The sequence below is a fragment of the Sphingomonas sp. PL20 genome, assembly GCF_017875905.1.
Classification (GTDB): domain Bacteria; phylum Pseudomonadota; class Alphaproteobacteria; order Sphingomonadales; family Sphingomonadaceae; genus Sphingomonas; species Sphingomonas echinoides.
In genome coordinates, this window is record NZ_JAGINH010000002.1 from 137,771 (window position 1) to 160,707 (window position 22,937).

Sequence of the window (22,937 nt, forward strand, 5' to 3'; positions counted from 1 at the left end):
CACAAACCTCGAATAGAAACCGAGCGCGCGCACCGTTAGCACGATTCGCGCGCTCGGTCGATCATTCGGCGGCGATCTGCTCCACCTGGTCGTCGAGCGGATGCGACAGGCGGGTCAGCATTTCCTTGGGCACCACTTGCCAGAAGCGGTCGACCACGCGGCCCCAATCGTCGAGCAACGCGCCCGACCATTTGCTGTCGGTCGCCGCATGGTGCGCGCGGACGAGGCCGAGCAGCACCGCTTCCCAATGCAGCGAGGACAGGCGGTTCCAGGTGATGTTCTCGGGGTTGGCGCGCCGCGCGAAGCTGCCATCCGCATCATAGATGAACGCCATGCCGCCGGTCATGCCTGCGCCGAAATTGGCCCCGACCGGGCCGAGCACGACGGCGGTGCCGCCGGTCATATATTCACAGCCATTGGCACCGCAGCCCTCGACCACCACGGTCGCGCCCGAATTGCGCACCGCGAAGCGCTCGCCCGCCTGGCCCGCCGCATAGAGGCTGCCCGAGGTCGCGCCGTAGAGCACGGTGTTGCCGATGATGGTGTTGTCCTGGCTGGCGAGCGGGGAACTGACCACCGGGCGGACCACGATGTTCCCGCCCGACAGGCCCTTGCCAACATAGTCATTGGCGTCGCCGAACACTTCGAGCGTAATGCCCTTGCACAGGAACGCGCCGAGGCTTTGCCCGGCCGAACCGCGCAGACGGACATGGACATGCCCGTCGGCCAGCGCCGACATGCCGAAGGTGCGCGTGATCTCGCTCGACAGCCGCGTGCCGACCGCGCGGTGCGTGTTGCGCACCGAATAGGTCAATTGCATCTTCTCGCGCCGGGTGAATACCGCTGCGGCATCCTTGATCATCTGCGCATCGAGGCTGTCGGGCACTTCGTTGCGGCGCGTTTTCAGGCTGAAGCGACGCTGATCGTCCGGCGCATCGACCTTGGCGAGGATCGGGTTGAGATCGAGGTCATCGAGATGCTCGGCCCCACGGCTGACCTGACGTAGCAATTCGGTGCGGCCGATCACTTCGTCGAGGCTGCGGAACCCCAGCCGGGCGAGAATGTCGCGCACTTCCTCGGCGATGAAGGTCATCAGATTGATGACCTTTTCGGGCGTGCCGCCGAACTTGGCGCGCAACGCCTCGTCCTGCGTGCACACGCCGACCGGGCAGGTGTTGGAATGGCATTGGCGCACCATGATGCAGCCCATCGCCACCAGCGACAGCGTGCCGATGCCGAACTCTTCCGCGCCCAGGATCGCGGCGATGACGATATCGCGTCCGGTCTTGAGGCCGCCGTCGGTGCGCAGCTTGATGCGCCCGCGCAGGCCGTTGAGCGTCAGCGTCTGATTGACCTCGCTCAGGCCCATTTCCCACGGGGTCCCCGCATATTTGATGCTGGTCTGCGGGGAGGCTCCGGTGCCGCCGACATGCCCTGCGATCAGGATGACGTCGGCATGGGCCTTGGCCACGCCTGCTGCCACCGTGCCGATCCCGGCCGAGGAGACGAGCTTGACGCACACCCGCGCGACCGGATTGATCTGCTTCAGGTCATAGATGAGCTGCGCCAGATCCTCGATCGAATAGATGTCATGGTGCGGCGGCGGCGAGATCAGCGTCACGCCCGGCGTCGCATGGCGCAGCTTGGCGATGAACTCGGTCACCTTGAAGCCGGGCAATTGCCCGCCTTCGCCGGGCTTTGCGCCTTGCGCGACCTTGATTTCGATCTCGTCGCAGGCGTTGAGATATTCCGCCGTCACGCCAAAGCGACCGCTGGCGATTTGCTTCACCCCGGAATTGGCGTTGTCGCCATTGGCATAGGGTTGATAGCGCGCGCTGTCCTCGCCGCCTTCGCCCGACACCGCCTTGGCACCGATGCGGTTCATCGCGATGGCGAGCGTTTCATGCGCTTCGGGGCTGAGCGCGCCCAACGACATGCCCGGCGTCACGAAACGCTTGCGGATCTCGGTGATCGCCTCGACCTGATCGACCGGCACGCCCTCGGCGGGGAAATTGAACTGCAGCAGATCGCGCAGATAGATCGGCGGCAGCCCCTCCACCCCGCGCGAGAATTGCAGATAGGTCGAATAGCTGTCGGTCGCGACCGAGGTTTGCAGCAAGTGCATGAGTTGTGCGGAATATGCGTGCGTTTCGCCGGTGTGACGCTGGCGATAGAAACCCCCGATCGGCAGCGATGCCACCGCCGCATCATAGGCCTTGTCGTGCCGCAACTGCGCGTTGAGGTGGAGCGAGGCATAGCCCTCGCCCGAAATCTTCGCGGGCATCCCCGGGAACAGGTCGTTCACCAAAGCGCGGCTGAGGCCGACCGCCTCGAAATTATAGCCACCGCGATAGCTGGAGATCACGGCGATCCCCATCTTCGACATGATCTTGAGCAGGCCCTCGTCGATCGCCGTGCGATGCCGTTCAAGACATTGTTCCAGCGTCAAATTTCCAAACAGGCCGCGCGCATGGCGATCGACGATCGCGGCCTCGGCCAGATAGGCGTGGACCGTGGTCGCGCCGACGCCGATCAGCACCGCATAATAATGCGTGTCGAGGCATTCGGCGGTCTGGATGTTGATGCTGGCATAAGAGCGCAGGCCCATGCGCACGAGATGGGTGTGCACGGCGGCGGCAGCGAGGACGCCGGCGATGCCGATGCGGTCCGGGCCGATCGCCATGTCGGTCAGGAACAATTCGCTCTTGCCCTGGCGCACGGCGGTCACCGCTTCGGCGCGAATGCGCGCAATTGCGCCACGAAGGGTCTCGGCACCGCCTCCAGAATCGAACGTGCAGTCGATTTCTGCCGCTTGTGCGCCGAAATGCGTCTTCAATTGCGCCCAGGTGGTGCCGTCGAGCACGGGCGATTGCAGCACCAGCACGCCATCGCGCCGATCCTCGGTGTCGAGGATGTTGGCAAGGTTGCCGAAGCGCGTCTTGAGCGACATCACATGGCGTTCGCGTAAAGGGTCGATCGGCGGGTTGGTGACCTGGCTGAAATTCTGCCGGAAGAATTGGCTGATCAGGCGCGGCTTGTCGGAAATGACCGCGAGCGGGGTATCGTCGCCCATCGAGCCGATCGCTTCCTTGGCGCTTTCCACCATCGGCGCGAGGATCAGCTCCATATCTTCGAGCGTCTGCCCGGCGGCGATCTGGCGGCGCGTCAGCTCGGCACGCTCGAAGCGCGTGATCGGGTCGTGGTCGGGCTGCGGCAGCGCTTCGATCCGCTGGAACGCCTCGATCATCCCGGCATAATCGGCTTCACCGGCAATGCGGTCCTTGATCGCGCGGTCGTGCAGCAGCACGCCTTCGTCGAGATCAATCGCGAGCATCTGGCCCGGCCCGAGCCGACCTTTCTCGACCACGGTCGATTCTGGCACGACGACCATGCCGCTTTCCGAGCCAACGATCACCAGACCGTCGATCGTGCGGACATAGCGCAAGGGACGCAGCGCGTTGCGGTCCATGCCCGCCACTGCCCAGCGGCCATCGGTCATCGCCAGCGCGGCGGGGCCGTCCCACGGCTCCATCACGCTCGCCAGATATTGATACATCGCGAGGTGATCGGCCGGCATGTCGGAATTGTCCGACACGGCTTCGGGCACCAGCATCAGCTTGGCGGTGGGCGCATCGCGGCCCGAGCGGCAGATCGCCTCGAACACCGCGTCGAGCGCGGCGGTGTCCGACGCGCCCGCCGGGATCACCGGCTTGATGTCTTCCGATTGCTCGCCGAACGAGAGGCTCGCCATCTTGATTTCGTGGCTGAGCATCCAGTTCTTGTTGCCGCGAATGGTGTTGATCTCACCATTGTGCGCCAGCGTGCGGAACGGTTGCGCCAGCCACCATTGCGGGAAGGTGTTGGTCGAATAGCGCTGATGAAAGATCGCGACGCGGCTCTCGAAACGCGGATCGCGCAGATCGGGATAGAAGATCGACAGCGATTCGGCGAGGAACAGCCCCTTATAGATGATCGAGCGGCACGACAGCGAGCAGACGTAAAAGCCCTGAATCTGCGCGGCGATGACACGCTTCTCGATCCGGCGACGGACGAGATACAGGTTCTTTTCAAACTCGGCGGCACTCTGCTCCTCGGGCAGCGGGCCGGCGATCATGATCTGTTCGATCTCGGGGCGCGTGGCGAGGCCCTTTTGCCCGATCACCGACACATCGACGGGCACCTGGCGCCAGCCATAGATGGTATAGCCTTCCTCGATGATCGCGCTTTCGACGATCGTGCGGCAATCCTCCTGCGCGCCAAGATCGGTGCGCGGCAGGAAGATCATGCCGACCGCGAGCCGGTTGGGCAGCGGGCGATGGCCCGAGGCGGCGATCGCATCGTCGAAGAATTTGAGCGGAAGGTCGATGTGCAAGCCAGCACCATCGCCGGTCTTGCCATCGGCATCGACCGCACCGCGATGCCATACGGCCTTCAGCGCATCGATCGCGGATTGCACGACCCGGCGCGACGGCGTGCCATCGGTCGCCGCGACGAGGCCGACGCCGCACGCATCGCCCTCAAATTCGGGGCGGTACATGCCGTGTTCGGCGAGGCGGAGGCGTTCGGATTCCATCGTCATGGCTTGGCCTTTTTCGCGGCGGTATCTGCTAAGAAGGGGGCAAGCGCCGCACCGACTGCTTCAGTGACGCGCTTTTCGGATATTTCATCCCGCTCATTGCTCCAATCTGCTCCGATTATGAGCAATTCTGGGTTGAGTTGGCGGATCTTCAGGCCCAGCGGGGTGAAAACAAAGTTGTACAGCGCAGTGCGATCTTCAGATGTCGCATTTGTTGCGGCTTTAGTCGCAGACGCTGTAACTGTCGCTCCAAGTTCGGCTGCCTCGACCTTGCGATCCGGAGCCGCGATTTGTTTTTGTATCAGCGCCGAGGGATCGATCCCTTTCAAGGTCGCCTGGATGAGCCGCTTTCCGGCTTCGCTCTGGTAAAATCGTAATGTTTGGCCCAATTCCGCTTCGGACAGGCTGCGGGCATACGCTGCTCCAAGACGAGACCAAAGGATCGGCAAGCGTTCCTTCAAGATCGCCAAGGTCGTCGACTGAATCGCCTCAGATCCCGCCGCGATGAACCCGGGATGCTCTTTTTCCATCGTCGTCACATTCGGGTCGGCAGCGAACATCTTTTGTAGTGTTGCAACGATGGCCGCGCGGCTGCCCTCCAGAACTTCATTTTCAGGATTAAGCAATTTTGCGATTTCCACCCCGCTCGCGAGCGCTGCTGGGGCTGGTTCGACGGATGCGGTAGCAATTTGTGGTGCCGCCGTAGGCGATGCCGCTTGCGTATCGCCTGCCAGGACAAGTACGGCAAATGAGAGCGCAGCGATCACGCCGATTTCCTCCCCGCGCTCGCCTTTGCCTTCAGATATTTGTGCATGCTCGCCGCGACATCGCGGCCGTCGCGGATCGCCCAGACCACGAGGCTCGCGCCGCGCACGATATCGCCCGCCGCGAACACGCCGTCGAGCGAGGTCATCAGCGTCTTATTGTCGACCAGCACCGTGCCCCAGCGCGTGGTGCCGAGTTCAGGCGCGCCGAACAGTTTGGGCAGATCCTCGGCATCGAAGCCGAGCGCCTTGATGACGAGATCGGCGGGCAGATCGAAGCCGCCCTCGGGGTCGATCTCAGGCGCGCGGCGGCCCGAGGCGTCGGGCGCGCCGAGGCGCATGCCGCTCGCCTTCACGCCGCCGACCGAGTCACTGCCGGTGAAGCTTTCGGGGGCGGAGAGCCAGACGAACTCGACGCCTTCCTCCTCGGCATTGTTCACTTCGCGTTGCGAGCCGGGCATGTTGGCACGGTCGCGGCGATAGAGGCACTTTACCGACGCCGCATTCTGGCGGATCGCGGTGCGCACGCAGTCCATCGCGGTATCGCCGCCGCCAATGACGACGACATGCTTGCCCGCCGCATTGAGGCGACCATCGTCGAACGCCGGCACGGCATCGCCGAAATTCTTGCGGTTGGAGGCGGTGAGGAAAGCGAGCGCGTCGACGACGCCCTTCTTGTCCACGCCCGGCGCCTTGATCGCGCGCGCGCGGTACACGCCGGTCGCAATCAGCACCGCATCATGACGCTGGCGCAATTCGTCGAGCGTGGCATCACGGCCAACCTCGAAATTTTCGTGGAAGACGATGCCGCCCGCCTTCAGCCGATCGACCCGGCGCATGACGACGGGCTTTTCCAGCTTGAAGCCGGGGATGCCATAGGTCAGCAGCCCGCCTGCACGATCGTAACGATCATAGACGTGTACGTCATAGCCGCCCGCGCGCAGATATTCGGCGGCGCTGAGGCCTGCGGGGCCTGCGCCGATCACGCCGACCGACTGGCCGCGCGGCGCGCCGGGCACGAGCGGCTCGACCCAGCCTTCTTCCCAGGCGGTATCGGTGATGAACTTTTCGACCGATCCGATCGTCACCGCGCCATGGCCGGAAAATTCGATGACGCAATTGCCTTCGCACAGCCGGTCCTGCGGGCAGATGCGGCCGCAAATCTCGGGCATGGTCGAGGTGGAATTGCTCAGCTCATAGGCTTCGCGCAGGCGGCCTTCGGCGGTGAGGCGCAGCCAGTCGGGGATGTGATTGTGCAGCGGGCAATGCACCGAGCAATAAGGCACGCCGCATTGCGAGCAGCGCCCGGCCTGATCCTCTGCCTCGGGCGCGGCATAGCGCTCGGCGATTTCGCGGAAATCCTCGGCACGGATCTCGGGTTCGCGCTTGGCTGGGTAAGCCTGCTCGCGATCGACGAACTTCAGTAGCGACGTGTCGGCCATCTGCGCCCCTTTCAAGGGCGCAGATACCGTGTGTTACGCGGATTGTCACGATCAAAACGGCATTTAGGACAGCATAGGTGACCTATAAAATGTGGCGTCTGATGTGAGGAGTGTCAAAACCGGGTTGTGTTGGGATTATATAATACCGAACCGGACCTAAATGCTTAAAAGCCATGCGAGGGCAATGCTTCCCGCAACAATCCGATACCACGCAAAGGGCACGAACCCGAATCGGGTAACGATGCCGACAAAGGCTTTCACCACGATCAGCGCGACGACGAAGGCGACCGCAAAGCCGAGCGCGATCGCCGCCAGCCCGACGCCGTGCCCGCTGACCAGTTCATGCCGGTTCTTGACCAGTTCGAGCGTGGTCGCCCCGAGCATGGTCGGGATGGCGAGGAAGAAGCTGAACTCGGCGGCGGTGCGGCGTTCGACCCCCAATGCCAGCGCGCCGAGGATGGTCGCGCCCGAGCGGCTGACGCCGGGCACCATCGCCAGGCATTGCAGAAAGCCGATGCCGACCACCTTGGGCAACGGAATATCCGCCACGCCGACGATGTTGCTCTTGGGCGCGAAGCGCTCGACCGCGATGATCGCAAAGCCGCCGACGATCAGCGCGATCGACACGACCTCGGCATTGCCGAGCAGCGCTTCGATCTGCTTGTGGATGGCAAGGCCGATGACGGCGGCGGGGATGAACGCCACCAGCACATTGCGCACGAAGCGGATCGACACCGGATCGCGCCGCAGCAGCCCCATGCCGACCGCCCAGAAGGTGCGCCAGTACAAGACGACGATTGCCAGGATCGCGCCGAGCTGGATGACGATGTTGAACACCTCCCAGCGCGCCGCATCATAGCCCAGCAGCTTGGTTGCCAGGATCAAATGGCCGGTCGAGGAGACGGGCAGGAACTCGGTCACCCCCTCGACAATGCCGAGCAGGATGATGTTGATAATCTCGTTCACGAAAATCCCCCTGTTAGTCGGCGCTCAGGCTGACGCCGGCACCGCGAACCGTCCGCCCTTGCGATATTGCACCAGCCATCCCGCTGCCACCGCGTCTAGCGGCGTTGGCGTGATTCCGAGCGCGGTTAGCCCGTTCTTGCCGGACACGACATTATCGTTTGCCAACATCTTCCACTGATCGGCCGTGATCGGCGCGCCGGGCAGAAAGCCGAAGGCAGCGATCGCCCCGCCAACCGCATCGGGCAGTTCGACGATAGGCGGCGTGCGACGGACCGCCTTGGCGATCCAGCGCACCAATGCCCCCATCGACAGCACATCGGGGCCGCCCAGCTCGAATGTTTTGCCGGAAGCAAGCGCCGGATGCTCCAGCGCAGCGACGACCGCGTCGGCGACGTCGCCAACATAGACCGGCTGGAATTTCGTGCCCGCGCGCAGCACGGGCACGATCGGCGCGCTGGCAACCATCTTGGCGAAGCGGTTGATGAACTGGTCCTCGCGGCCGAACACGATCGATGGGCGCAGAATGGTGGCACCGGGGAAAGCCGCGCGCACCGCCGCTTCGCCCTCGCCCTTGGAACGACCATAAGCCGAGGGCGATGCAGGGTCGGCACCGATCGCCGAGATATGCACCAGATGGGTAACGCCCGCAGTTTTCGCGGCTTCGGCGACGATCCGCGCGCCCTCGACCTGGATGCGCTGGAAATCCCCGGCGAGGATGCCGACCAGATTCACCACCAGGTCCGACCCGGCGACCGCGCGCGCGATCGATTCGGGCTTGGTGAGATCGGCAGCGACAAACTGCGTTTGGCCGAGCCCGCCCTGCGGCTTCAGAAAAAACGCCTGGCGCGGGTCGCGCTGGGCGATTCGCACGCGGGCACCGCGTGCGAGCAAGGCTTGCGCGACATAGCGGCCGAGGAAACCCCCGCCGCCAATCAGCGTAACCAGTGTGTCTTTCATGGGGTGCGCCTCGTAAATGCCGTCTGGATCGGTGATTTGTCCCTTGCCCCAGCAACGCCCGTGTTGACAAGGCCGACTCCGCTCCCCTAAGGGCCGCTCCCTACCCAGTGCCCGGATGGCGGAATTGGTAGACGCACCAGCTTCAGGTGCTGGCGCTCGCAAGGGCGTGGAGGTTCGAGTCCTCTTCCGGGCACCATTTGTTCTTCTCAGAACATCCGACAACCATCGGCAAAACGGCATATGTCTGCCGTTTTATCGTTAATTTTGTCTGATAAGGTTCGAGCAGATCTCAGTCGATTTCAGCCAAAAACGGGTGATGGCCCGGCGGGCCATTTCGACGCGATTTCACCGGGTGTTCGGCCAGGATCGATCAGATCGGGATGTTTCGTCATGCCCTTGAGAGATTTGGAAATTCGCGCTCTTCCGCCGCAGGATCGTGTCGACAAACGAACGGATGATCGCGGACTATACCTTTAGGTGTATCCCAGCGGCCCGAGGCAGCCTCCCGCCACTCCCACAGCGCAATCCAATTTTACGCCCTTCTGCGGGCGAACGGCGCATGGTAGCGATATCATGAGGGCCCGCGTTCTGGAACGAGTCCCACAAGACCGGACAGGAGAGTAAGATGCGTCGACGCGCAGGACCGGCTTTGACGCGGCGAAGGCTGATGGGGGGTGCCGCCTGCGCGAGCGCGCTCGCTCTTCTTGCACCGCCGTCGCTTGCCCTGGGCCGGCTGGACCGGTCCGGGCACCGCGGCGCTTTCGCTCTGGTTACGCACGGTTATCCCGCAGCCGTCCTCGTCGATTCCCAAGCCGATTCGGCTGTGTTGCATGCAGCGAGGAGCTTCGCGGCAGACCTCGAACGCGTTAGCGGAAACCGCGCGCGACTGATTGAAGGGGGAGTCGACGACCTACGGGGTGCCGTTGTCGTGATCGGCGTCCTCGGACACAGCATCCTTATCGACGCGCTCGCCGCGGCAGGAAAGATCGATATCACCGATCTTCAGGGCGAATGGGAGGCCTTTCGCCAGATCGTCGTCGACAATCCCTTCCCGGGTGTACCGCGCGCGCTCGTTGTCGTCGGTTCGGACCGGCGCGGTGCCGTGTTTGGCACCTACGACTTGTCCGAACGCATCGGCGTTTCGCCTTGGCACTGGTTCGCCGACGTGCCCGTGCGCCGCCAGCCTGAGGTCCACATCCCGGCGGGCTCCCGGCGGGACCAGCCGAGGGTCCGTTACAGGGGCTTCTTCATCAACGACGAAGCCCCCTGCCTGAGCGGCTGGGCCGAGAAGAAGTTCGGCGGCGTCAACGCCGCGATGTACGCGCATGTCTTCGAACTGTTGCTGCGTATGAAGGGCAATTATCTCTGGCCCGCAATGTGGTCGCCAAGAGCCTTTGCCGCCGATGATCCGCAGAACATGGTGCTCGCCGACGCCATGGGGGTGGTGATCGGAAATTCCCATCACGAGCCGATGCTTCGCGCGCATGACGAATGGCATCGCAACCCGGACCAGGGCGTGACCGGTGGACCATGGGACTATACGAAAAACTCCGCGAACCTGCGCAGTTTCTGGCGCGGCGGCATCGCACGAATGATGTCGAAGGGCGACGGCAAGGGGTATGAGTCGGTCGTCACGGTCGGCATGCGCGGGGACGGCGACGAAGCCATGGCGGAAGGCACTGCTGTGCCATTGCTCGAGCGGGTCGTGCGCGATCAGCGTTCGATCATCGCCGATGTTACAGGGCGGCCTGCCAGCGAAACGCCGCAGGTCTGGGCGCTCTACAAGGAAGTGCAGGACTATTACGACCATGGCATGCAGGTGCCGGACGATGTGATCCTGCTCTTCGCCGACGACAATTGGGGGCAGATCCGGCGGCTGCCCGGCCCAGGCGCTCAGCCGCGCCGCGGCGGCTACGGTGTCTATTACCACTTCGATTATGTCGGCGCGCCCCGAAACTATAAATGGATCAACACCAACCAGATTGAAAAGGTCTGGCAGCAGATGGATCTCGCCTATCGCCGCGACGCGCGGTCGATGTGGATCGTCAATGTCGGCGACATCAAGCCGATGGAATATCCGTTGAGCTTCTTCCTGGCGATGGCGTGGAACCCCGAGGCGATGACGCCCGACGCGCTCGCCGCGTATCCGCAAGCCTGGGCGGAGGCGACCTTCGGTGCCGAGCATGCCAGCGCGATCGGCGAGATGATAACCGCCTACAGCAAATATGCCGCGCGCCGCAAACCCGAGCTGATCGAACAGGACAGTTTTCCGCTCGGCGGCATCACGCCCGAGGGGCTGGATGGCGGCGAATTCGGTGCGATGGTGGCCGAGTGGGAGGTGCTCGAGGCCCGCATGCTCGACACGCGCGCCAAGCTGCTGCCCGAGCAGCTCGAAGCCTATTACCAACTGCTGGAATTCCCCGTTGCGGCGATGGCCAACCTCTACCGCCTTTATTACGGCGCGGCCTGGAACACGGTGCTGGCCTCGCGCAATGATGCCCGCGCCAATTATTTCGCGGATCAGGTCGAAACGGCCTTCCGGCGCGATGGCGAGCTGACCGAGCATTACCATTCGATCAACGGCGGCAAGTGGGACGGCATGGTGGCGCAGGTCCATATGAGCTACGTCATCTGGAACGACCCCACTCGGCAGAACATGCCCAGCATCACGCGCGTGGGCGGCGATACGCCGAGCGAGCAGCGCAGTCCCCGGCCCAAGTTTGTCGACAGCCGCCCAACGCCAGACGGGATCCTCGCAATCGAGGCACTTGCATTCAGCCGCGCGCGCCACGCGAGCGACTTGCGCTGGACGAAAATACCGCACCTGGGCCGAACCGAAGGCGCGGTGATCGCGCTTCCGCAGGGCAGGCCTGCAACGGTGCCGGACGACGGTGTCCGTCTCGAATATGATGTGACCGTCACGAAGGCTGGGTCGGGGCTACTGACCCTCTACCTAGCACCCACCCTCGACACGATCGGCAAGACCGGTGGGGTGCGCATCGGCGTTTCGATCGACGAAGGCGCGGTTCAGACGCTGCAGTCACAACTCGAAGCCACCGGCGGGACCCAAGATACGCCGGGAAAGAAGCGCTGGGCCAAGGCCGTGTGCGATAACGCCGTGCAGCTTTCGTCGGAACTGGGCTACCTCGCTGTCGGGAGGCATACGATCAAGATCTGGAGGGTTGACGACAATGTAGTGCTCGAGAAGTTGGTGCTGAGCACGGAGACTTTGCCGCCGACTTATCTCGGCCCGAGGACCAGCAAGGTCTAACGTTCCGCACTGGCGACCGGTCAGACAGGCGAAATGCATCGTTGGCTGCGGCCGACCCGAACCGCAATGCTGCATAAGCTCTCGCTCCTGCTGCTTGTGCTGATCGCGTCATCGCTGGTGGCGATGGCGACCAGTCGCAGGGTGATTCCGACAAGATGGTTCCGCACCATCATCGCTCCCGCCATCGCCCGACGGAGAATGTGCGCAAGGCGATTGACGCCAGCCACCGCCTATCCAGAGGTACCAGCAGCGCTGCTGAAGGCGGCCTACAGCCCGGCCGATATCGGCAAGGTGTGGCGCGGAAATGCGGTGCGCGTACTGCGGGAGGCCCGGGCTTTGGCCGATCCCGCCGCTGTCCCTAAGGTGCCGGTAAAGGGATAGGGCCGCCCCGCAGCCGCCCCCGCCCGCCATCGTCGGCTCCCCGCCTAATGTGCGCCCCGATCCGAGCGGGATCGCTTGATCGATGCGCGGTTGGTGGAGGTGGGCCTGGCTGGGTAGCGGCGCTCCCGTTCGCCCGGCGGTCAGGACGGAATGAGGTGGGAGGGCCAGCCGATGCGAATCAGCATCCCGTCAGGCCCGGAAATGCCGACTTCGTACAAACCCCACGGGCGGTGACGGAGAATGCCGCCAGGTCGAATGATCAGGTCATCAACGCGCGCCGCGATCTCATCGACATCGGGCGTGCGAACGAAGACGCCGAACGGGTTGTGCTCGGCGGGGACTTGCCAGGGTCCGGGCCCAGCCTGGGTCAAATGGACCTCGCAATGCCACCCCGTCATGATCGCATATTGAGCATCCCCGCCGGTCCGTGCGAAGCCAAGTCGTTCCCAGAAGGGGATGGCGGCGGACAGATCGTTATGGGGGACGATTGCGAACGCCCCGATCGTCTCAGGAATTGGCATCGTGCGCTCCGTGCAATTCTCGCCCATCTTTTAACGCCGCGGACGTCGCGCCGCTATCGATATGTGAGGGCAGCACCACTCGAGGACTTGTTTCCAGAGGTTCAACACGTCTCTTGCGCGTGCCGGATAGGTTAAAAGCGCGCGCCGTCGATCAAACGGCGTGGCAGAGCAGACCATAGTGCCGGATCGAACATCCTCAGGTTGACGCCCATGCGCTGATAGGCGGGGTCCGTTGCAGTCCAGTGCGTTGTGCAGCCACATTTCGGGCAATGCCATAGATCGAGCGCGCGATCGCCCTGCTGATACGCAGCGCCTTCACCTGCCACCGTTACGGCATCGGGAGCGCAATAGTGCCAAAGCCCGGCGATGCGCCGACATATGGAGCAGTTGCACTCGGCGACCTCGAGCGGTGTATCGCGAAGCAGGAGTTGAACCTGCCCGCAATGGCAGCTTCCGCGATGTTCTTTCACGCTCGCGTCCTCCTCCCGGCTCGATGCCTTGTTGCATGCGAAACAAGCGATCGCAAAGGAGTGATTGCCACCGGCCGACCCGAGACCGCGTCGTCTTTTCTGCCGCGATTGGAGGAGCATCTTTGTGAGAGGTATTTCGCGCGCGCGGCGACCTTGCGCGGGAAAACGATGCGGGGTCTTCAGTCAGCGACGACGACGATTTTTCTCAGGGTGTCCCGCTTGCCAAGGGCGGCAAGCGCGTGGGGCGCTTGGCCAAGCGTGTATTGTTGCAAAGGCCGTGGCCGCAGTCGCCCGTCGACGGCCTGGACGAACAGCGCGTTCCAGATCCGCATGGCGCGATCGGGATCGCTTTCGAAAAGGTACCGCGCATCGACGCCGATCAGCGCGCCGTTTTTGAGCAATGGGAGGTTCGCGGGAAGGCTCGGGATCGTCCCGGCGGCAAACCCCAAGACGAGATGACGGCCCCCCTTGGCGAGTGATCGAAACGCGGGTTCGAAGCTTGCCCCGCCGACCGGATCAACCACGACATCGACTCCCCCGCCGAGGATGCGTCGCAGGTCGTCTCGCCAATCGGCCGCGCGATAATCGATCGCGGCTTCTGCCCCCAGTTCCAGGGCATAGTCCCGCTTGGCTGGCGTAGCGGCCGCGGCGATCACGCGCGCGCCGCTGTTCGCGGCCAATTGCACCGCAGCGCTGCCGATCCCGCCACCAGCCCCCAAAACGAGCACGCTCTCGCCCGCGCGCAGGCCGCCGCGATCGAACAGCGCATACCATCCGGTAAGGTGATCGAGCAGCATGGACGCGGCCGTTGCCGAGGCAAGGGCGTCGGGGACCCGGATCAGCGATCGCGCGGGCGCGAGCGCGAATTCGGCCAATCCGCCGCCCGCGATGAGCTGCCAACTCGCCACGCGCGCGCCGATCTCAACCCCGAACGTGTTGGCACCAACCCGGTCGACCACGCCGACGATCTCGGCCCCTGGGACATAAGGCGTCGTCGGTTTGTGCTGATATCCCCCCGCCGCCATTAGCGAATCGACATAGCCGAGCGCGACGGCCTCGATGCGCAGCCGCACGTCCCCCTCGGCCGGTTCGGGCACGGCGACACGCCGAAGCGCATATCCTTCGACTGGGCCCAACGCGTCGCTGGTCAACGCGATCATCGTCGCCGCGCCCATCGGCGCTAGCCCCAGTGCGCTTCGAGCCGGGTCAACCCGCGGAACAGGAAGTTCGCCCGCCACGCCGCCCCGTGCAGATCGACCCTCATAGCCGGAAGTGTGCACGCGAGATGTTCGAACGCGATGCGCCCCTCGATCCGCGCAAGCTCGGCACCGACGCAGAAATGGATGCCGCCGCCGAACGACATATGGTCGGCCGCGCCGCGCGCGATGTCGAAGCGATCGGGGTCGGCGAATTTGCGACCGTCACGGTTTGCGGCTCCAACCAGGGTGAGCACGCGCTCGCCCGCCTTCACCGGATGCTCGGCGATCGTCGTGTCGCTCAGCGCGGTGCGATAGGCCGCGACCAGCGAACTTTCGTAGCGCAGCACTTCTTCGTTGGTCGACGCGGCAAGCCCGGTCGGATCAGCCACGAGGCGATCCCATTGGTCGCGGTGCCGGTGCAGCCGGTAGAGGCCGTTGCCGATGATATTGGCGGTCGTCTCGAAGCCTGCGCCGAACAGCGCGATGGCGACGGTGGTCGCCTCCTGCATCGTCAGCCCGTCGGGCGCGGCCCCGGTCTGTGCCAGCGACGTCAACAGATCGTCGCGCGGATGGGCCAGGCGGTTTTCGAACTCGGCCCGGAAGAAGCGTTCGAGCTGGTCGATCCGGCGATTGGCCGTGGTCAGTTCGGGCTCGGTCAATTTTCGCGCTTCGAAGACGACAAAGGCTTCGGGGATGGCGGCGATCAATGCGGCCATCTCCGGCGTCTCGTAATCGATCCCCATCAACTCGCAGATGACCATCACCGGCAATTGGTAGGCGAATTGGGTGATCAGATCGGCATGGCCATCGGCGAGGAAGGCGTCGGTCAGCTCCTGGCAAATCTCGCGGATCCGCGGCTCGAGCGCGCGAACCCGTTTTGCGGTCAGCGAACCCGTGACGAGGCTGCGGATGCGCGTGTGCTGCGGCGGATCCTGCATGATGAAAACGTCGGACAGCCAGCGATAACCCGAATTGGCCATCACGTCGAAATCGGGGCCGTAAAACAGCTTCAGATTTTCGACGAAATCGCCCGTGCCGAAGTCCTTCCGGTTCATCAGCACTTCGCGCACATGATCGTAGCGCGATACCACCCAATAGCCCGGTTTCGACCGATGAAACGGATCGCTCTCGCGGATGTGCGCGAACATGGGATAGGGATCGGTGATCAGGTCGGGATGCGCCGGATCGAACGGCTCGAGCTGAGCGACTCCAGTCATGGCAAATTCTCTCCCTTGCCCCAGCCTTGTGGCTGTGGGTCGATTGCAGCTAGGCATGTTCGAACGTCAGATCGTCGGGGTTGGCTTCGCGCGTCATTCGCCAGAAGGCGTCGTTGCGCCACGGCGTGATCGCGATGATCCGACCACGCGCGTTGCGGTACCAATTTTCGGCACCCGGGTGCGTCCACACCAATTTCTCATGCGCCGCGTCGAGCTTTGCGACATAGGCGCGGTACACGTCCTCGCGGACTTCCACCGCAGACGCATCGCGCGCAATCATCGCATCGATGATGCGCAGCGCATAATGCGCTTGATTCTCGATATTGCGGATCATGCTCCCGCCATGTCCGGCACCGACATTGGGGCCGAGCAGGATGAAGAAATTGGGGAATCCGGGCACCAGCGTGCCGAGATAGGCGGCGGCATTGTCGCCATCCCAAACGTCGCGCAAGACACGCCCGTCGCGTCCGATGACGTCGTAGGATCCAAGCACATTGGTGGTCTGGAACCCCGTTGCCAGGATCAGGACGTCGGCTTGCACCTCTTCGCCGGACGCGGCGACGAGGGTGCTGCCACGAACCTCCGCCAAATGTTCGGGGATCAGCCGCACATGCGGTTTGCGCAGCGCGCGGAACCACCCATTGTCGAGCAGCATGCGTTTGAGGAACGGCGGATAATCGGGCAGCAGCAACGGCAGCAAGTCCTGCCGGTCGCCGAGTTGCTCTTCATAATAGGTCGTGAAGAATTGCCGGTGGCCATCGTTGATCTTGTTGATCGACCGCTTCGAGTCCGCCCAGTCGGGATCGCGGAACAAGGTGCCATGGACTCGATCGTTGAAAGTCCACGACAGCCGTTGCTCGACCCAGTGGCGATAGAGCGGGAAGGTGCGCATCAAATAGCGAACGCCGTCGGGGACGACCTTGCGAAACTGCGGGAAGGGCGCGATCCATTGTTTCGATCGCGCGAAAATCGTCATCTCCGCCACGTCGTCGGCAATCGCCGGCACCACTTGCATGCCCGACGCGCCATTGCCGATCACCGCGACGCGTTTGCCGACAAGGTCGACCTCATCACGCCACGCGGACGTGTGCAGCACCTCGCCGGTAAACGTGTCCAGTCCGGGGATTTGCGGGATTTTGGGGATGTTAAGCAGCCCGACCGCGCTCATCACGATATCGGCGCGATGCGTTTCGCGGTTGCCATCCCGGTCGGTGACGGTGACCGCCCACTTGGCGTCCTCGGCGATCCACTCCGCGCGGTCGACCTTGGTGCCGAAACGCGCTTTGTCATAGAGACCGAAAGCGCGCGCGGTTTCCAGCAGATAGCGCTCGATCTCACCCTGCAGCGGAAAATGATGCGACCAGTCGGTCGGTCGGCACGAAAAGGTGTAGGTGAGATTGGGTGTATCGACGCCGCAGCCGGGATAGTGATTTTCCCACCACGTCCCGCCGAAATCCTCGTTCTTTTCAAAAAGCGTATAGTCGATGCCGGCCCGCTGCAGCTCGATTCCAGCGCAGATCCCCGAAATGCCCCCGCCGATCACGATCGCCGTGAGCGGACGCTTGGACCGGGTTGGGGCGGCTGGCTGTTCGAACTGCATCGAGAAGGCGACGACATCGCCATAGTCCTCCGGCACCGGTTCGCTCATCGCGACGCTCAGCATGGCGGCCAATTGAGCATTGCTCGGGCGCGGCAGGTGCAGCGGTGCGCCTTCGGCCCAGCCAAGGATCGCGTCATAGGCCGCATCGCGGATCGTGCGCTGAACCTCGTCGCTCAGGCCACCCGTATCGTTATCGTCCAACCCGCGACCGCGCCGTGGTGCGAACGGTGCCTCCAGCCACGCTTGATCCCCGGTCAGCTGGACCAGGCACAGCAGGAGGGCGGGAATGTTGGCTTGGTCGACGCCTTGGCGCAGCAACCCGCGATCGAGGGACATGCCTTGGAGTTGGTCGCTGGCTTGCATTGCCGTCATGTGCCTCTCGATGATGGTGCGTCACGCGCCCACATTACTGATGATATGCAATATCTACTCACTGGTATATCGAGTCAACGTATTACGCCGCTGTCATAACGTATTACGCCGCTGTCATTAGGTCGAACGAGAAACATCGGGGCGGTAAGGTCACGCCGTCAGGCGGAAAACACCTCGCGCCGCACGCGCATTCCGGCCTTCTCGCGATCCCAGGTGTCGTGCGTGATCCCCTCCTGGCGCAGATCGACCTTGAGCACCTTGGCCGACGGCGTCTTGGGCAATTCGTCCATGATCCGGATATAGCGCGGCACCATGAAGTACGGCATTTGGCGGATCAGGAAGGCGGCGAGATCTTCATGCGTGATGGTCCGCCCCGGCACCGGGGCCACGACCACCATCACCTCGTCCTCCGAATATTCGCTCGGCACGGCGATTGCGGCGGCCTCGCGCACGTCGGGGTGCGCGCAAACCTCCACTTCGACCTCGAACGACGAAATGTTCTCGCCGCGCCGCCGGATCGCGTCCTTCACCCGGTCGACAAAATAGAAATAGCCATCCGCGTCGCGGCGGAAGGCGTCGCCGGTATGGAACCAGCCATTGGCCCAAGCCGCAGCGGTTGCTTCGGGGTTGCGATTATAGCCGCTGTTCATCGCCCAGGGACGGTCCGTCCGCACCAGCATTTCGCCGATCGCGCCGACGGGCACTTCGCAGTCGTTGTGGTCCACCAGCCGCACCTCGACGTTCGGCCTGACCTTGCCGCACGTACCGCGCTTGACCGGGTTGGCTTCGGATACCACGGGCGACGAGATTTCGGTCATGTTGAAGATCGTGTAGATGTCGACGCCAAACCGCTCGGTGAAGGCTGCGGCGTCATCGGTCAGCGGCACCATGAAGGCGGCGCGCACGCAGTGATCGCGATCTTCGGGCGCGGGCGGGCGCTTCATCAGGAATGTCGCCATCACGCCCAGCAGGAAAACGACTGTCGCCTGCGTCGTGCGGGCAATGTCCCAAAAGCGGTCGGTCGAGAAGGATTCGATCAGCGCGACCGATGCCCCGCGCGCCAGCATGACGAAAGGCGGGCCCATGCCGCCAATGTGAAAGATCGGGGCGACGCACATATAGCGATCGTCTTCCCCCACCATCGGCCAGGATTCCGGTCCGGCGTTGGAAAACATGTGCAGATAGGACGACAGCACCCCTTTGGACGGGCCCGTCGTCCCGGAGGTGTAAATGATCGACTGGATATCCCATGGCTCGATCGGACGGTCCAGCGGATCAAGCGTTTCCCCGCCGACCTCGTCGAAGCGCACCGCCGGCAGACCGATATCGGGTGCTGGCGCATCCGAGACGATCACGAGCTGGGCAAGCTCGGCGCGATCGATTTCGGCCAGGCGCTCGACCAGATCGGGGTGCACGATCATCACGGTCGCGCCCGAATTGCGCACCACATGACCCAGCATCTTGCCGCGATAGGCCGTGTTGAACGGCACGAAGACCGCGCCGATATAATTGATCGCGTAAAAGGCGATCAGGGCATCGCGCCCGCTCGGAAGCCATGCCGCAACGTGGTCCCCCTGACGGACGCCCAGCCGCTGCAGACCTGCCGCTTTGGAGACCACGCGACGGCGGAGCTCGGCATAGCTCCACTCCTCGCCATCTTCGAAAATAACATGGGTCTTGTCGGGGCGCTCGTCGGCCCAGCGATCGACCAGATAGCGCAGGACGCATTCGTTGCGATTGGGGATTCGCGGATCGGCAAAGTCGCGGCTTCCGCTCGCCACAGTCATAGTCATAACACCTTCACCTCGAAAATGTTGAGCGAGGGCAGTCGTCAATCCACGGCGATAAGGCGCAGACAGGCCGCGACCGCCTGATCGACCACCATTTCCGCCGACCGTTTGCTGCCCGGCCGATAGCAATGGATGATCCAGCTCAGCAGGCCGCCGATCCAGATCGACATGCCGGCCGCATTGGCGACGGTGACCGCGCCATCCTGGACACAATCATCGATCAACTTCCCGATGCGCAGATCGAATTCGTGCCGCAGGCGCAAAATGCGCTGCGCGTCGGCGCGGTCGAGGTTCATCATCTCGCGCTGGTAGATCACGAGATATTCGTGTCGTGCGACGATGATTTCCGCGACTTCGCGTAACGACGCCTTGAGTTTGTCGATCGGCCGCCGCTCGATTTCCTCGATCCGGTCGAGCGCCGCGAGCGACTCCTTGACGCCCGCTTCGCAGATCGCGCTCAGGATCGCGCTCTTACCCTTGAAATAGGTGTACAGAAACGGCTTGGTGGCGCTCAGACGGTCGGCGAGCATTTCGAGCGTCGCCGATTCATACCCCTTCTCGTAAAACAGCGCGCTCGCTTCCGCGAGAATGCGCGCGCGCTTATAGGCGACAACGCCCGGCTTGATTTCCCGCAAGCTCGATTCGTAACCGGCCGGGTTTTTCGCGGCGGCGCTGGATTTGGTCATGCGGCCCTTCTGAGAATTTCCAAGATATCCGACGGCGACGTCACGGGGCGCGGATTGGTCCGTCCCCATATATCAAGCATGGTATATTCCGCCACCTGCTGGAAGCGGTCTGCGGTGACGCCCACTTCGCCCAACGTCCGCGGCATTCCGAGCGATCGGATCAGCGCATCGAGGCTCGCTGCCGCCGTCGGGTGCGTAGCGCCAAGACAGGCATTGATGCGATGCTGCCGACTGTCGTCATATTCGGCATTCCAGTCGAGGACATAGGGCGACATCACGCAGGAACAATGGCCGTGCGGGACGCCGCAGGTGCCACCAAGAATATGCCCGATCGCATGGCTGGCCCCCATCGGGACCCCGCCGATGATCGAGATCATCGATTGCCAGGCACCGATCTGGCACTTGAGGCGGGCTTCCAGGTCCGTGGGATCGGCCTTGGCGCGCGTCAGCCCCTCGACGAGCAGGCGGAGCGCATTGTCCGCCAAGCCATTGGCGAAGTCGTTCGACTTGTCGGAGGCGAGCGTTTCCACCGCATGATCGACCGACCGGACGCCGGTCGACAACCACAGCCATTCGGGCGTGTGCAGCGTGATGGCGGGATCGAGCACCACCATGACCGGGGCCATGTTGCGATGCTCATAGCCCTGCTTGTGCGCCGTGACCTCGTCGGTCGAGCCCGACAGGGCGTTGAACTCTCCGCCGGACAAGGTGGTGGGGACGCAAATCGTCCGAATGTCGGGTCCGATCTTTATCGGATTGATCACAGTGCCGTCGCCATCGACGAAGGTGCGCAGCGGCTCGAAATCCTCGACCGTCCGCACGTCGTGCTTGAGCAACAACGGCACGATCTTGCCCGCGTCGATGACCGAGCCACCCCCGATGCCGACGATCAGGTCCGCTCCGGCGGCGCGTGCGGCCTCGGCTGCGGCGAGAACGTCCGCGCGCGGCGCGTGCGAGGCGATCCCGCTATGCGTGGCGGCGTGACGATCGCCCAACGCGATCTCAATCTGTGCGATTTCGTCGGTATTGCGGCGCAGACTGTCGGAGGTCAGCAGGAACACCTTGCGTGCGCCCATCGCCTCGGCTTGTGCGCGAAGCGCGTCGCGCGCGGGCTGCCCCATCGTGACGCGCTCGGTCGTCGTAAAAGTCATCTGGGTCGGAATGACGCTCGTCACGGCCTTATCCTCTCTCGCATATCTTTGCGCTTGTGATGAGCAGTATGCACGCCACTGGTGATACTGACTAGTATATTTTCATACCATTATTCAAAAATCACCGGGTGGCGGCTTGACCCTCTCTCTACCCCTCGGTAGCCGGTAGGCACATTGCCGGGCGCATCGCCGGTCGCCACCACGAAGACAGAGATAGCCTGGATGGATCAACGATTAGTCTCTCTTGATCCCGCGCGCCGCGCGAAAAGAGCCGTCGGGCACCGCTGCGCACGGTCTGCGGCGGTCGTTCAATGAGCGGCCCTCTCTCTGGTATCCGCGTCGTCGAATTTGCCGGCCTGGGCCCGACCCCGTTCGGGGCGATGGTGCTTGCCGATCTGGGCGCGGAGGTGGTGCGCATTGACCGTCGCCGAACCGAGACGTTTGGGGGCGGGGACGATCGCGCCGATTTCCTCAACCGGGGTCGGCCCTCGGTCGTGGTGGACCTGAAGTCCGATCCCGGTCGCGCGCTGGCGCTCGAATTGGCCAGTCGGGCCGATGTTTTGATCGAAGGGTTTCGGCCGGGCGTCATGGAACGTCTGATGCTGGGGCCGGATCCGCTGCTCGCGGCAAATCCCCGTCTCATCTACGCCCGCATGACCGGATGGGGCCAGACGGGCCCGATGACGCACAAAGCCGGGCACGATATCAACTACCTGTCGATGACGGGTGGGCTCGACCTGATTGGGCCGTTCGACGGGCCACCGGTGCCGCCGATCAATTATGTCGCCAATTTCGGCGGCGGCGGCATGCTCCTGGTCGTTGGCGTGCTCAGCGCTCTGCTCGAACGATCCGTCAGCGGGCGCGGGCAGATCGTCGATGCCGCCATGGTTGATGGTGCATCGTTGCTGGCGACGCAAATCTTCGCATGGACCGCAATGGGGCGATGGCATCCGGGGCGCGGGGGCAATTTGCTGGACGGCAGCGCGTATTTCTATCGGTGCTACCGAACCGCCGACGACAAGTTTATCGCGGTCGGGGCGCTTGAGCCGCAATTTCATGCAGAGCTGATCCGCGGTCTCGGGCTGGATCCTGCCGACTTTGGCGATCACCTCAATCCGTCCTGTTGGGCCACGCGCGCCGCGCAGTTGGAAGCGATCTTTGCCACGCGCACGCGCGATGGATGGATCGAGCATTTCGCGCCGTTCGATGCGTGCCTCAGTCCCGTGCTCAGCCCGCAGGAGGCGACGGAGCACCCGGCAAACGTCGCGCGCGGCGTGCATGTCGCGGTGTCTGGCGTGCTGCAGCCGGCACCGGCACCGCGTTTCGATCGCACCCCGCCAACCCTTCCGACCGCACCGGTTGAGCCTGGCGAAGGCGGCGAGGATCGGTTGCGGGCATGGGGCATCGACCCGGCCCACTTCGCGCCAGATACTGGGGGATAGGACCGGCCAAGCGCCCTTCGCTTCGCACATCACCCCCGGCCGATGCGCGCTCCCCCGTCATGCGACGGGATCAGCGGCGCGTGGCGATGCCGCAGCGTCGCCACGCGCCGGTCTACCCCGGTCGCACCAGCG

16 protein-coding genes and 1 tRNA gene are annotated in these 22,937 nt (G+C 63.7%); 4 read left to right on the top strand and 13 right to left on the bottom strand.

The window, feature by feature from the left end:
- Positions 1 to 61: 61 nt before the first annotated feature.
- The 5 genes from gltB to H4W01_RS00960 form a co-directional block, all read right to left on the bottom strand.
- Positions 62 to 4,579, bottom strand: coding sequence for a glutamate synthase large subunit (gene gltB / locus H4W01_RS00940; protein ID WP_209609512.1), 4,518 nt, complete (start codon positions 4,577 to 4,579; stop codon positions 62 to 64).
- A complete protein-coding gene (locus H4W01_RS00945) occupies positions 4,576 to 5,343 on the bottom strand; it encodes a DUF2059 domain-containing protein (RefSeq protein WP_209609513.1) in 768 nt (255 codons plus the stop codon). Before H4W01_RS00945 ends, gltB begins: the two co-directional genes overlap by 4 nt.
- The gene (locus H4W01_RS00950; protein WP_209609514.1) at positions 5,340 to 6,782 is read right to left on the bottom strand and encodes an NAD(P)-dependent oxidoreductase; all 1,443 of its coding nucleotides are present in this window, start codon (positions 6,780 to 6,782) and stop codon (positions 5,340 to 5,342) included. The genes H4W01_RS00945 and H4W01_RS00950 overlap by 4 nt, the downstream gene beginning before the upstream one ends.
- A 156-nt stretch (positions 6,783 to 6,938) precedes the next feature.
- Entirely contained in the window at positions 6,939 to 7,748 is an 810-nt protein-coding gene (locus H4W01_RS00955) for an undecaprenyl-diphosphate phosphatase (RefSeq protein ID WP_209609515.1), read from the bottom strand.
- 24 nt (positions 7,749 to 7,772) lie between these two features.
- Positions 7,773 to 8,705: a complex I NDUFA9 subunit family protein gene (locus H4W01_RS00960; RefSeq protein WP_209609516.1), complete on the bottom strand. Its 933-nt coding sequence runs from the start codon at positions 8,703 to 8,705 to the stop codon at positions 7,773 to 7,775.
- 109 nt (positions 8,706 to 8,814) lie between these two features.
- Between H4W01_RS00960 and H4W01_RS00965 the strand changes: the two genes are divergently transcribed.
- From H4W01_RS00965 to H4W01_RS00975, 3 genes are all read left to right on the top strand, one after another.
- Positions 8,815 to 8,901, top strand: a tRNA-Leu gene (locus H4W01_RS00965).
- A gap of 732 nt (positions 8,902 to 9,633) precedes the next feature.
- Positions 9,634 to 11,976: a glycosyl hydrolase 115 family protein gene (locus H4W01_RS00970; RefSeq protein WP_334685099.1), complete on the top strand. Its 2,343-nt coding sequence runs from the start codon at positions 9,634 to 9,636 to the stop codon at positions 11,974 to 11,976.
- 66 nt (positions 11,977 to 12,042) lie between these two features.
- On the top strand, positions 12,043 to 12,357 hold the full coding sequence (locus tag H4W01_RS00975) for a hypothetical protein (protein ID WP_334685100.1): 315 nt from the start codon (positions 12,043 to 12,045) through the stop codon (positions 12,355 to 12,357).
- 140 nt (positions 12,358 to 12,497) lie between these two features.
- On the opposite strand, the gene H4W01_RS00980 is transcribed toward H4W01_RS00975, so the two are convergent.
- The 8 genes from H4W01_RS00980 to H4W01_RS01015 form a co-directional block, all read right to left on the bottom strand.
- On the bottom strand, positions 12,498 to 12,878 hold the full coding sequence (locus H4W01_RS00980; RefSeq protein ID WP_029622865.1) for a VOC family protein: 381 nt from the start codon (positions 12,876 to 12,878) through the stop codon (positions 12,498 to 12,500).
- Positions 12,879 to 13,009: 131 nt separating this feature from the next.
- On the bottom strand, positions 13,010 to 13,348 hold the full coding sequence (locus H4W01_RS00985; RefSeq protein WP_209609518.1) for a GFA family protein: 339 nt from the start codon (positions 13,346 to 13,348) through the stop codon (positions 13,010 to 13,012).
- 179 nt (positions 13,349 to 13,527) lie between these two features.
- Positions 13,528 to 14,523 carry an NADPH:quinone oxidoreductase family protein gene (locus H4W01_RS00990; RefSeq protein WP_209609519.1) on the bottom strand — a complete coding sequence of 332 codons (996 nt, stop codon included), beginning with the start codon at positions 14,521 to 14,523 and terminating at the stop codon, positions 13,528 to 13,530.
- Between the two features lie 5 nt (positions 14,524 to 14,528).
- Positions 14,529 to 15,764 carry a cytochrome P450 gene (locus H4W01_RS00995; protein WP_209609520.1) on the bottom strand — a complete coding sequence of 412 codons (1,236 nt, stop codon included), beginning with the start codon at positions 15,762 to 15,764 and terminating at the stop codon, positions 14,529 to 14,531.
- 49 nt (positions 15,765 to 15,813) lie between these two features.
- Positions 15,814 to 17,736, bottom strand: coding sequence for a flavin-containing monooxygenase (locus tag H4W01_RS01000; RefSeq protein WP_334685101.1), 1,923 nt, complete (start codon positions 17,734 to 17,736; stop codon positions 15,814 to 15,816).
- A gap of 158 nt (positions 17,737 to 17,894) precedes the next feature.
- Complete coding sequence (locus H4W01_RS01005) at positions 17,895 to 19,529, bottom strand: AMP-binding protein (protein WP_334685102.1); 1,635 nt, start codon at positions 19,527 to 19,529, stop codon at positions 17,895 to 17,897.
- Between the two features lie 38 nt (positions 19,530 to 19,567).
- On the bottom strand, positions 19,568 to 20,212 hold the full coding sequence (locus tag H4W01_RS01010; protein WP_010406541.1) for a TetR/AcrR family transcriptional regulator: 645 nt from the start codon (positions 20,210 to 20,212) through the stop codon (positions 19,568 to 19,570).
- The gene (locus tag H4W01_RS01015) at positions 20,209 to 21,387 is read right to left on the bottom strand and encodes an iron-containing alcohol dehydrogenase (protein ID WP_209609521.1); all 1,179 of its coding nucleotides are present in this window, start codon (positions 21,385 to 21,387) and stop codon (positions 20,209 to 20,211) included. The genes H4W01_RS01010 and H4W01_RS01015 overlap by 4 nt, the downstream gene beginning before the upstream one ends.
- A gap of 287 nt (positions 21,388 to 21,674) precedes the next feature.
- Between H4W01_RS01015 and H4W01_RS01020 the strand changes: the two genes are divergently transcribed.
- The gene (locus H4W01_RS01020; RefSeq protein ID WP_209609522.1) at positions 21,675 to 22,805 is read left to right on the top strand and encodes a CaiB/BaiF CoA transferase family protein; all 1,131 of its coding nucleotides are present in this window, start codon (positions 21,675 to 21,677) and stop codon (positions 22,803 to 22,805) included.
- Positions 22,806 to 22,937 lie beyond the last annotated feature (132 nt).